The following is a 10,770-nucleotide window of genomic DNA, read 5'->3' as shown; positions in this document are numbered from 1 at the left end:
CTGTTTAACTAGCAGTTTGGGTTATTTAAGTCAAAACCTTCCACCTTTAAAGCTTTTTCAATACGTGGATTTTTAAGATTAATTCTTAGTTTTTCCAATTCTACTTTAATATCACTGATGGTACTATGTTCATTAGCCATAAAAAGCCTTTATAAATAATAATTTGTAAAATTATATCTAAACCTTTACATGTAAAGAAAATTACTGAAACACCTCAAACCCCGAAAGCGCCGCACCAACGGCGCCGATGAGTTGAGGATGTTCGGGTACGAGGATTTTACGTTCTAGTTTAAGCTCCAACATATGATGTAAAAAAGGGTTGAGTGCGCCTCCTCCTGTGAAGACGATGCGGTCATCTTCTTTGACGACAAATTTTTTAGCCATCGAAGCCAAACGTGAAGCGATGGATTCGTGGACGCCGTAGCAGATGTTGGCTAAGCTCTCTTTTTTGGCGATAAGTGAGATGACTTCAGACTCAGCGAAAACGGCACACATGCTCGATATAGTGAGCTCTTTAGTTGCGTCAAAGCCTGCGTTGGCAAAAGCTTCCATCTCTAAGCCCAAACGATTGGCGGCGATTTCAAGAAATTTGCCTGTTCCAGCCGCACATTTGTCGTTCATGCGAAAGTCGGTAAATCCGCCATCATCTCCCATTTTGATGACTTTGCTGTCTTGCCCACCAAGGTCGATGACGGTTTTGACTTCATTGTGAAAAAAGTACGCTCCTTTGGCGTGAGCTTTGATCTCGGAGATGACGGGAGCACCGTGCGAGTCTCCGAGCATGTGCCGTCCGTAGCCTGTGGCGACGAGCATCTTGACCTCTTTGTCTTTGAGGTACTCGCCCACGATGACATCTTGGTTAAAAATGGTCGGGATCACCGCATGATGGGTGATCTCCTTCTCTTTTCCGATACCGATGATTTTTGTATAGGTCGAGCCTATATCCACACCCCAAAACATTATTTGCTTGCGAACGCTTGCGCTTTTTGTTTGAAACTGATGCTCTCCAAAAAGGCTTCAACACGGGTTTTAATCTGTCCTGCATCTTCTGGTGAGTAGTCAGACTCGATGACGAGGCATGGGATACCCTCTTTGGCTAACGCTTCGGTCACGAGGTGCGATTCGACATTGTAAGTGTGACAGAAAGAGAGGGTGTAGTAGATGACGCCATCGGCTTTGCGGTCTTTGTACATTTGGATGATTTTCTCGGTTCTGCCTGTATTTGGCGTAAAACACGCACAGTCAATTTTGGAGTAACGATTCATCAAACGGGCATAAAGTTCATCTTCATTTGTCACGCCCTCAACATCGACATTGTCTTTGTAGTAGCGATGTCCGATGCACGACTCTTCATTGATGATAGCGCCACCTGTGTTTTCAACGGCGGTGTGAATTTTCCAGTTTGGAGGCGCAAGCGGTGTTCCTAAAATCATGATGCGAGGTGTATTAGCAGGGAAAACGCTCACGCCCTCTTTAACCCGAAGTTCGAGTTCATCGCATAGTTCGTTCACTTTTTGCGTATAGCGTTCAATATCATCCATAAAGCCCACTTGTGTGATCCAAAGCGCATCTTTGCCACTAATAGGCATTACATCGGGATTCATGCCACGAAGCGTGTCAAGGCGTTGAAGGGCTAAGCGTTTGGCATTGACTTTTTGAACACCTTTTATCATCGCTTCAAGGCTTAGTTTTTTCTCGGTGACTTGCTCGATATGCTCTTTAAACTCTGCAATCTCTTCTTGCCACATTTTGAGGTCTTTCTCACGCTTCATATGTGGAATGTTCATCACATGTACGGGATGGTGTTTGGCAAGGATTTCCCATGCTTTTTTCTTGGCTTCACAAGTCGTCTCACCGTAGATAAAGTCTGAGGATTGGGTGTAGGCACAGGTGCGTTGCAGTTTAAAACCATGAGCAGATTTGATGAGCGGGCAGATATTGCGAGGCAGTTCGGTCTCAGCGTCGGCAATGGTTGCGTTTGAACCACCGCACAAACCATAACACGCTCCCCCTGCTCCTACGACAATCTCTTCAGGAACGAAGATACAAAAAGTTCCCACTGCTGGTTTTTTTTGCGCTTTGAGCGCGTTGATCTCAGCAATGCGCTCGGCTTGGATTTCGCTCATAAACCAATCAAAATATGCCATCGTTTTGGGACGATTCGGTTGGCTCATAAAACCCGCTTGATAGCCTGCAAGTCCCATACCCATCATCTTTGCATGACGCTCAACGTCAACACCGATACTGCTTAATAAATCTTTGTGAAGTTCAACACCCATTGTTTTTCCTTGTTGTGAAAATGTAGTGCTGCGTGGTTTACATGTAAAGCGGTAAGCAGGAAAAAAAAGAGGTGCTACTTCATGTATGTCTAAGCCTTAGACCAACAGCGTTTGATGTATTGTAATCTGCTTAACATTAAAAAGAGGTAAAGTATCTTTTACCAAATTAGGAGGAAATTTCTCCGTTTCATCTTACATGTAAAGCATTTTCTCAAAGTCTAATACGCCTTATGTTACAATCCTTTTTTATTTTACATGTAGGACATTTTGTGGATATTTTTCAATCAATTATTATGGGAATCGTCGAGGGTTTCACCGAGTTTTTGCCTGTCTCTTCAACGGGGCATATGATCATCGTTGGGGATTGGCTCGGCGTGAAACAAGACAGTATGGTCAAAGCGTATGAGGTTATCATCCAGTTTGCAGCTATTTTAGCGGTGGTTTTGAACTACAAAGAGAAGTTTTCGCCTAAAAAAATTGATCTGTGGATGAAGCTTGCGGTGGCGTTTGTGCCCCTTGGTTTGGTGGGATTTATGTTTGCCAAACAGGTCAAAGCGATGTTTAGTGTTGAGATCGTAGCTCTGATGTTCATCATTGGTGGCATCGTGTTTTTGGTGGTGGAGAAGTTTTACACGCCTAAAGAGCATTTTATCGACGATGTGGAAAAGGTGAGTTACACACAAGCCTTTTGGATCGGTATCGCACAGGTTTTTGCACTCATTCCTGGTACGTCACGTGCAGGTTCGACCATCATTGGTGCGATGCTTGTGGGTTTGACACGCAAAGCGAGTGCTGAGTTTTCGTTTTTACTCGCGTTTCCTGTGATGTGCGCCACGACAGCGTATGACCTTGTGAAGCATCGAAGCGAGCTGTTTACCGATGCCAATTTTATAATTTTAGCCGTCGGCTTTGTGGTCTCTTTCCTCGTCGCGTATGCAACCATCAAACTCTTTTTGAAATTTTTAGAGACGTTTACCTTTGTCAGTTTTGGCATCTACCGCATCATTTTTGGTGTCGCGTTGTTGGCATTCTATTAGGTCAAAAAAGTTTAGGAATCTCCTCTTCGGAAATGCTCTCTTTCATAATGACTTGAATGCCTCCTGAGGCGAGGGTGCTTTTAAGCCCAGCCCCTAAGCTGGCGGTGAGAAAAAAGTTGACGCCGTGCTCTTGAAAAATAGGGGTTAAAAGAAGAGGTGGTTTCATCTCTTTGGCGTGAGCAGGGTTATTGAGACAGAGCAAATTCTCAATTTTTTGCTCGTTAACTGTAACAATAACAATGTATTTTCCCTTCGGATGTAAGTGTTCATACCGCTCTTTCTCATCGCAACAAAAAGCAACCACATAACGATCGCGCTTCACTTCTAAATGCAATTGATGCCCACACAGAAGTGCTAATGCTACTTTTTGGCGTGCTGTTTTGATGATGCGCGCAAACGTAGGGCGTGAGACTTCCATCTTAGCTGCCGCCTCTTCTTGATACAAATCCAACAAATCCATCAAATACAGTGCTTCAATCTCTTCAGGAATGAGCGTAACAGACTCTTCTTGCACGCCACCTTTGGGCATAAAACGGGTAATCAGCGGTTGATACGAAGTGGCACGTCGGCATTTGTGGCGAGGCATTGCATTCCTTTTAAATAGAGTTCTTGCAGAACTTTATACGTCTTTAAAGCGAAGCTCTAAAGACTACGTTAACACTGGGTTCTCTTCGGCAGAGTGCCCACGCACCTTTGGTGCTTTTTCTTTTTGCAAAATGAGTTTGCAAAAAGTATAATTGTAAAAGTATCATAGCACAGATTGTTTGAAATATACTTGACATATGTTCATTTAAAGTGCTATGATTCTGAACATATGACCAAATAAGGAGTTTAAAATGATCGCAGTTGCTGTTAAAACGGACAAAGAAAAAGGGGTACTTTCACCTCTGTTTGGAAAAGCAAAGTTTTTTTCTATCATTGATGATGCAGGAAATATCACCACACACGCTAATGCAGAAGAAGGTGGCATGAAAGTAGCGCGTTGGCTTCAAAGCTTAGGGGTTACGAGCCTCATTGCCAACCATCTGGGCGAGAAGCCTTTTCATGCGTTGCAAGGTGCTGGCATTAAAATCTATTTTGCAGGTGCTGGACGTGTTGAGCTTGAAGACGTGCTTCAAAAATTGAAAGAGGGTGCACTCGAAGAGGTCACAGTTGTCAATTACATGGACCTTTTGGGGGAAGAAGAGCATGATCATGGCGAGGAAGAAGGTGCTTCCCATCACGGAAAAAAGCACCATTGTTGCAGTAAACATGCGCACAAACACCAGCATGGAAATGAAAATGCTCTCTCTAAAAGAGGGTTGGCGCATCAATGCAACCATTTTCATGCGCACGCATAATTTCTCATGCTTAAAAGAGGTACATTTTTAATTCTCTTTGGGCTTGTTTTGGTCTTGGGATTTGCTATTTACTATTTACTATTTACAAGCAGATTACCAAGCCAAAAGCGACAGCACAACGAATAGCGTGCCATCACGAGGTGGTTGTGTTTGAAAAAATTTATCAGGCGGCCCTTGTTGAGGCGCTCAAAGAGCGGTTGAGAGATGAACGTATACATCTGCTCTTCTTCACTCAGCCATCGCGCTACACCCCTACGGCACTTTTCAATTATGTTGATACCGAAGCACTGCAAGAGAAGATACGCAAACGTTTTGGAGAAGAAGACGCGAAGAGTGCTCTTGTGCTATCGGTTTTACTGTATGAAAATGATCTGCTCGATCCTGGCAAAAAAACGCAAGATGCAAAAAAATATGCAGGCTATTTGGTTTTTGCCTTTGAACTTGATGGTGAATTAATCTATAAAATACAAATAGATTTTATGGATAAAAAAGGAGGTGATATTGCGTCAAAAATTGAGTGTGCCTATGCGTCTGTGACGAGTTTGCGTTAAATGTAACACCGCGTGATAAAAAGATTAAAATAGCACCATTTTTTCTTACATCTAACGTAATCTTAATGTTATAGTTATATCCTATACTTTAACTAATTTTCAGTGGGGTTACTATGTTTTTTACGAAAAAAGAGCCTAAAGAGCTTGCGATTTTACGCGATGAAATTGCACAGTTACAGGCAGAAAATGAGCGTCTTCTCGCACTCTCGCACTTCTCTCAAGAAGAGATGATTGTGGTGGTGGATAACACTCAAAAGATCGTGATGCAAAATGATCTTGCCAAAATGACGATTAAAGAGCCTTCTAAATTAGCCTCACGTTTAAACGAATCGATGGAGCATATCAGTATGAATGGTTGCGAAGGTTCTGTACTCTCCAAACGCCTCAGTCCTGAGCTTGTGGCGTATAGCATCATCAAAACCGATGTTCGCAATGCGAAAGACAGCAACATTTTAAGCCTGCATCAAAAGTCTATTTCAAATGCACTTCACAATTCTCAGACGACTTTTTCTGAGATTTTGGGTGATCTAAAAGTGATGAAAACAGAGTCAGCTCAGACCTCACAAGAGTCACGAGAAGGACTCACCCTTGTGAATAATGCTTCTACAGCTATGGATAAACTAAGCCTTTTGATGAGCGATGTTGTCAGCAATTCAAAGTCTCTTCTAAGCAGAAGTAAGGAGATCTCAGGGGTGGTACAACTCATCGAAGATATTGCCGATCAGACCAACCTTTTAGCGCTCAATGCTGCCATTGAAGCTGCGCGCGCAGGTGAACACGGGCGTGGGTTTGCCGTTGTTGCCGATGAGGTGCGAAATTTGGCTGAGCGTACGCAAAAAGCGACCACGCACCATGAATGCCGATTGGGCAATTGGTATGAGCGAGGAATCGGCAAAGAGGAATTTAGCAAAACGGCTTCCTTTGGAAAACTGGAAAATCCGCATGCGAAAGTGCATGATGTGGCAAATCGTTTAGCCAAAGAGTGTGGCGGTGAGAAAGCAATCTGTTCCAAAGCAGAGATAGAAGCGATGGTAAGAGAGATCGAAAGTGCGAGTGGCGATATTTTTACGACATTGGATGCGATGGTCGATGAAAAATCAAAAACATTGATACTTGAAGCCAAAGAGCATCTTTTTGACAAACAGGTGCGGGGGTAACGAATGAATAAGATGATTAAAGTAGCGGTTATTGATGATGAACAAGAGATCTTAGATATGATCGAAAAGTATTTGCGTCGTACTTCTGGCTTTGAAGTCACCACCTTCTCCAACCCTCATAATGCGATCTCACGCATCGACAAAAGCTACGATGTCGTGCTTTTAGACATTATGATGCCGCAGATGAATGGTTTGGATGTGCTCAAAAACCTGCATGAAAAAGCACTTGAGCTTAAAATCATTATGATGACAGCCTATTCCACACTCGATAAAGTGCTCAAATCGCACCGCGAAGGGGCAACCCACTACATTATGAAGCCATTTTCCTCGATGAAAGCCTTAGAAGAGAAGATTTACGAACTGGTTCAGTAGCATCTTGTATGAAAAATTTACTCTCAAAGATCCGCGATCTTGAGCAAGAAATTACCGTCTTTAAAAACCAAAACAGGCGCATTTTAGAGTGCGCCGTTGCTGAAAAAAAAGAGCTAGAGCGCCTTGCACAAAAAGCTAAACTCTATTTTAATAACTCTGATCTTGCCTATATCGTATTGGATGAAAAGCACTGTATTGTCGATGTAAATGAGACATTTACCGACCTTTTTGCTTACACCAAAGAGGATATTTTAGGTTTACATGTCAGCACTCTTTTTACGTCACAAAAGCTTTACGAGAAATGGTGGCGTATCCACTTAAATGAAGGTATGTTTGAGCGAGTCAGTAACTTAGAATACCGACTACGTACGAAAGAGTGTACAGCCTTTTGGGCAGAACTTTTTGGCAAAAAATTTACGGATGAGGCAGAACAGCTAAGCATTTGGAGTGTTCGTGACATCTCTTTGCGTGTCAAATCACGCAATACCATTGCAAAACTCAACCTCAAATACCAAAAACAGTTACGTGATATTGAAACGATTTTAGACATTATTCCTGTGCCTGTTTTTATCAAAGATCGTTATTTTCGCTACATCGGATGCAGTCGTGCTTTTTGTGCCTATTTTGGTTTGAAAAAAGAGGATATTCTAGGTAAAACGGCGTTTGAACTTTATCCCATTGAGATTGCCAATAGACTCTCTCAAAAAGATCAAGAGATGTTTACATGTAACCTTCAAGTCTATAAAATAACTACCACTGTACCGCTGAGTAAGCAAAAAGTAACGCTGGAAATTCAAAAAAAACGGATGATGCGCAATGATGTTTTTGATGGCTTTGTGGGTGTTTTCATCGATATAACAGAAGTTGAAAAACAAGAAATCTATTTGCAAAACCGTATTCATGAAGAGGTGGATAAAAACCTCAAAATCCAAAAAAGCTACCAAGAGGAGATGGTGCGCAATGCCAAATTTAGCGCCATCAGTCAGATGGCAGCAGGCATTACACATGAGATCAACACGCCTTTAACCTATGTCAAAGGTAATTTTGAGATGCTCAAAGATAGCCAATCGATTCAAGAGGGTATTGAGCGAATTGAGAGCATTATTGAGACGATGCGCGAGGTATCTCAAAAGAGTCGCGAACAAAAAGAGAAGGTCAATCTGTATGAGCTTTTGTGCACTTCGCTCTCTCTTTCGTACAACCGTTCAAAGCAAATTGTTGCTATTCGTATGAATGATAAAATCTTTGATCTAAGCCTTTCTAAAAGTGAATACCACTTTACATGTAATGTTCAAAAACAGCGTATCGAGCAGGTGTTTGTGATCATTTTGAACAATGCTTTAGATGAGCTTGTCAAGATCGAGTCGTTTGAAAAACGCGCTTTACATGTAAAGATTTTTGAAGAAGATCAAACGGTTGTGGTGCGTTTTTGCGACAATGCTGGAGGCATTGATGCTGCGATTTTACCGCGTATTTTTGAGCCGTTTGAGAGTACGAAAGAGAGCTCTGGCATTGGCATTGGGCTGAATATCGTTCAGCAAATCATTACGCAACATGCGGGTAAAATCATCGCGTACAATGAAAACGATGGCGCCGTTTTTGAGGTACGCCTTCCTCTAGCCAAAGAGTCCATCCATGTCCTATAAGTTTTTAAAACAGTTGTATGACTCGATGAGTGAAGGGCTTTACGCCTTTGATAGCGATGGCAAAATCACCCATTTTAACCCCGCGGCTCAAACGATTTTAGGCTACAGTGAAGAGGAACTTTTAGGCAAAATTGGCCATTTTATTTTTCACGCACATCACGAAAAAAAAGGGCTTTTACAATGCCCCATCTACAAAGCGTTTTTGCAAGATAAAACCTATGTGGGCGAAGAGGTTTTTTTAACCAAAGATGGCAGATGGATCGATGTGTCTGTCAGAGCCAATCCCTTGCTTGAAGAGGGTCAAAAGAGAGGGTATGTCGTCTTCTTTTGGGCTATTTCCACGCCTGCTTTGGTGGAAAATGACGTCGATCTTTCGTGCGCTCACAGCCTCCTTTTTCAAGAAGAGGGTGACCAACAAGAGAGTGAGGCTTTTTACGAGCAGATCTTCGCAACCGCCAATCTTGGCATCGCTTTGTTAGACCAAGAGGGGCGTTTTGTGGCACTCAATCCCGCGTTTGCTAAACTTTACGGCTACAGCGAAGCAGAGTTGATTGGCAGGCATTTGCATCTGCTTGTTCCTGAGGCATTGCGTGATGTTGAACGGCTTCATCACGATGCGTTTCTCGCGCACCGTGAAGTGGCGAATGATGGCGAAATGGAATCGGTACGAAAAGGCGGTAAGCGCATCTACGTTTATGCAACCGAAGGGCTTTTGGAGCATATCGTGGGAGGTCCTTATAAAATCATGACGGTTTTTGATGTGACCGAAATGGTCGAATCAAGACGCGTTCAAAAAGAGCAAGAGGCGATGCTAGTGCAGCAACACAAGCTCGCCGCCATGGGCGAAATCATCGGACATATCGCTCACCAGTGGCGCCAACCGCTGAATGTGCTCAATATCACAACGTTCGATCTCAGGTGTAAATATGCCTTAGGCGCTTTAAGCGATGAAAAATTTAACAGCGCGTTTGATACGATTGAGTCACTGACCGAGCAGATGAGCAGTACCATCAGTGATTTTATGGATTTTTACAAACCAAATAAAGAGAAAAAAGCATTTAAGCTGCACGAAGCGGTGCGCTATGCGACCAATATCACCGCCATACAACTGCGCAATGAAGGCATTGCCCTCTCCCACAACATCGATGAAACGGTGGAGGTTTATGGCTTAGCCAATGAGTTACAGCAAGTCATCCTCAACCTTTTAAGCAATGCCAAAGATGCGTTTAGCACCAAGGAGATTGAGCCCAAACAGATCTGCCTTGTGGCATGGAGCAATGAAGAGGGGGTGCATTTGTGTGTGGAAGATAACGCAGGAGGCATTGAGGAGAGCGTGTTGGAGCGCATTTTTGAGCCTTATTTTAGCACCAAAGGGAAGATGCAAGGCAGTGGCATTGGGCTTTACATCTGCTCGATGATCATGAAAGAGAGCTTTGGAGGCAGCATCAGGGTAGAGAACATCACCCATGAAGAGACCCCCATCGGCGCGAGATTTATCTTGGAATTTCCACGATCTTCATAAGGTTTGTCAAAAATTTAACTTTTTAAATCTGACTTATTGATCCTCGTAAACATCTTTTCGATGTGCCACTTTTAAGACTAAAATAGTGATTTCGTGGTCTGTTATCTTGGTAATGATGCGATAATCACCCACTCGGTATCGCCAAAAATCTTTGAGTTTACCTTTGAGTTGCTTGCCTTTTTGTCTGGGATCATCGCAGTCACTTAAGTGTTGTAAAAAGATAACAAGCTTCTTGGCAATGGGCTTATCGAGTTTTGAGAGCTCTTTTTTGGCACTCTCTTTAAAGTTAACGATCCAAGCCAAGTTCTTTTACCACTTCGTCTAACGTATAGATTTTCTCAGGTGTTTGATCTGCTTTTTCTGCCAAATAATAATCTTCCAAATTCTCAAAATAATCTTCAAACAATTTACGGATATAAAAAGATTTTGGACGATCTGTTAATGAGGCTAAACGGCTTAAGCGCGCTTCAAAACTATCATCAAGCCGAATGGAAGTAGCCATATGATCCTCCTTTGTGAATGCGTGTATTTTTTGTATTCACATTATAGCGCAAATCAGACTAAAAGGCTTGTGCCTTAAAGCGTTTGGACTTTTAAGTCTAGGCACAAGACTTTTTTGAGTGGCTAGTGAAATTTTTTGCACAAAAAGTATGACACAACCTGTCAGGCACTCTGGCTACACTTCTTCCATCATATTTGGAAGAAGGTTGAACCTTTATGCTTTCAATTACTATAGGTAGTAACCCAAACTGCTAGTTGCGAAGAAGGGTCTAAAAATTGCTTGAGACTCCATAAAAAGCCGTGGAGGGCACGTTTATGGAGCGAGACATTATAGCAGTTTACTGTTTAATTGACGAATATTTGAA

General features: G+C 42.6%; 12 protein-coding genes and 1 pseudogene. 7 read left to right on the top strand and 6 right to left on the bottom strand.

The window, feature by feature from the left end; all coding sequences use genetic code 11:
- Positions 1-8: 8 nt before the first annotated feature.
- From JU57_RS14200 to JU57_RS13305, 3 genes are all read right to left on the bottom strand, one after another.
- Entirely contained in the window at positions 9-140 is a 132-nt protein-coding gene (locus tag JU57_RS14200; RefSeq protein WP_294877480.1) for a hypothetical protein, read from the bottom strand.
- A 61-nt stretch (positions 141-201) separates the two neighbouring features.
- Entirely contained in the window at positions 202-960 is a 759-nt protein-coding gene (locus tag JU57_RS13310; RefSeq protein WP_037962109.1) for an acyl-CoA dehydratase activase, read from the bottom strand.
- A complete protein-coding gene (locus tag JU57_RS13305) occupies positions 960-2,279 on the bottom strand; it encodes a double-cubane-cluster-containing anaerobic reductase (RefSeq protein ID WP_037962107.1) in 1,320 nt (439 codons plus the stop codon). Before JU57_RS13305 ends, JU57_RS13310 begins: the two co-directional genes overlap by 1 nt.
- Before the next feature lie 269 nt (positions 2,280-2,548).
- Between JU57_RS13305 and JU57_RS13300 the strand changes: the two genes are divergently transcribed.
- Positions 2,549-3,316, top strand: coding sequence for an undecaprenyl-diphosphate phosphatase (locus JU57_RS13300; RefSeq protein WP_037962105.1), 768 nt, complete (start codon positions 2,549-2,551; stop codon positions 3,314-3,316).
- Position 3,317: 1 nt separating this feature from the next.
- Here the strand turns inward: JU57_RS13300 and JU57_RS13295 are convergent, their stop codons facing one another.
- The gene (locus JU57_RS13295; protein ID WP_037962103.1) at positions 3,318-3,902 is read right to left on the bottom strand and encodes a DUF134 domain-containing protein; all 585 of its coding nucleotides are present in this window, start codon (positions 3,900-3,902) and stop codon (positions 3,318-3,320) included.
- Between the two features lie 250 nt (positions 3,903-4,152).
- On the opposite strand from JU57_RS13295, the gene JU57_RS13290 reads away from it, so the two are divergent.
- The 6 genes and pseudogenes from JU57_RS13290 to JU57_RS13865 all read left to right on the top strand — a co-directional run bounded on the left by JU57_RS13290 (position 4,153) and on the right by JU57_RS13865 (position 9,904).
- A complete protein-coding gene (locus JU57_RS13290; RefSeq protein ID WP_051906918.1) occupies positions 4,153-4,656 on the top strand; it encodes a NifB/NifX family molybdenum-iron cluster-binding protein in 504 nt (167 codons plus the stop codon).
- A 146-nt stretch (positions 4,657-4,802) separates the two neighbouring features.
- Positions 4,803-5,207: a hypothetical protein gene (locus JU57_RS13870; RefSeq protein ID WP_051906916.1), complete on the top strand. Its 405-nt coding sequence runs from the start codon at positions 4,803-4,805 to the stop codon at positions 5,205-5,207.
- 560 nt (positions 5,208-5,767) lie between these two features.
- Positions 5,768-6,364, top strand: a pseudogene (locus JU57_RS14195) (methyl-accepting chemotaxis protein); the annotation flags it as partial.
- A 3-nt stretch (positions 6,365-6,367) separates the two neighbouring features.
- The gene (locus JU57_RS13275) at positions 6,368-6,736 is read left to right on the top strand and encodes a response regulator (RefSeq protein ID WP_037962100.1); all 369 of its coding nucleotides are present in this window, start codon (positions 6,368-6,370) and stop codon (positions 6,734-6,736) included.
- Between the two features lie 8 nt (positions 6,737-6,744).
- The gene (locus JU57_RS13270) at positions 6,745-8,382 is read left to right on the top strand and encodes a PAS domain-containing sensor histidine kinase (protein ID WP_037962098.1); all 1,638 of its coding nucleotides are present in this window, start codon (positions 6,745-6,747) and stop codon (positions 8,380-8,382) included.
- A complete protein-coding gene (locus JU57_RS13865) occupies positions 8,372-9,904 on the top strand; it encodes a PAS domain S-box protein (protein ID WP_051906913.1) in 1,533 nt (510 codons plus the stop codon). Before JU57_RS13270 ends, JU57_RS13865 begins: the two co-directional genes overlap by 11 nt.
- Before the next feature lie 33 nt (positions 9,905-9,937).
- Here JU57_RS13865 and JU57_RS13260 read toward each other — a convergent pair whose 3' ends face one another.
- Positions 9,938-10,207: a type II toxin-antitoxin system RelE/ParE family toxin gene (locus tag JU57_RS13260; protein ID WP_037962096.1), complete on the bottom strand. Its 270-nt coding sequence runs from the start codon at positions 10,205-10,207 to the stop codon at positions 9,938-9,940.
- A complete protein-coding gene (locus JU57_RS13255) occupies positions 10,191-10,406 on the bottom strand; it encodes a DUF6290 family protein (protein ID WP_037962094.1) in 216 nt (71 codons plus the stop codon). The genes JU57_RS13260 and JU57_RS13255 overlap by 17 nt, the downstream gene beginning before the upstream one ends.
- Positions 10,407-10,770: the final 364 nt, after the last annotated feature.

Origin of the sequence: Sulfurospirillum sp. SCADC (assembly GCF_000743525.1) — a bacterium.
In the GTDB taxonomy this organism is placed as follows: domain Bacteria; phylum Campylobacterota; class Campylobacteria; order Campylobacterales; family Sulfurospirillaceae; genus Sulfurospirillum.
This window is presented reverse-complemented; position numbering and strand designations above follow the sequence as displayed.

Bases quoted from the DNA above. Each gene is read 5' to 3' on its own strand.
- JU57_RS13295 (WP_037962103.1), bottom strand. From the start codon at position 3,902: ATGCCTCGCCACAAATGCCGACGTGCCACTTCGTATCAACCGCTGATT.
- JU57_RS13305 (WP_037962107.1), bottom strand. From the start codon at position 2,279: ATGGGTGTTGAACTTCACAAAGATTTATTAAGCAGTATCGGTGTTGAC.
- JU57_RS13310 (WP_037962109.1), bottom strand. From the start codon at position 960: ATGTTTTGGGGTGTGGATATAGGCTCGACCTATACAAAAATCATCGGT.
- JU57_RS13270 (WP_037962098.1), top strand. From the start codon at position 6,745: ATGAAAAATTTACTCTCAAAGATCCGCGATCTTGAGCAAGAAATTACC.
- JU57_RS13255 (WP_037962094.1), bottom strand. From the start codon at position 10,406: ATGGCTACTTCCATTCGGCTTGATGATAGTTTTGAAGCGCGCTTAAGC.
- JU57_RS13275 (WP_037962100.1), top strand. From the start codon at position 6,368: ATGAATAAGATGATTAAAGTAGCGGTTATTGATGATGAACAAGAGATC.
- JU57_RS13865 (WP_051906913.1), top strand. From the start codon at position 8,372: ATGTCCTATAAGTTTTTAAAACAGTTGTATGACTCGATGAGTGAAGGG.
- JU57_RS13290 (WP_051906918.1), top strand. From the start codon at position 4,153: ATGATCGCAGTTGCTGTTAAAACGGACAAAGAAAAAGGGGTACTTTCA.
- JU57_RS14200 (WP_294877480.1), bottom strand. From the start codon at position 140: ATGGCTAATGAACATAGTACCATCAGTGATATTAAAGTAGAATTGGAA.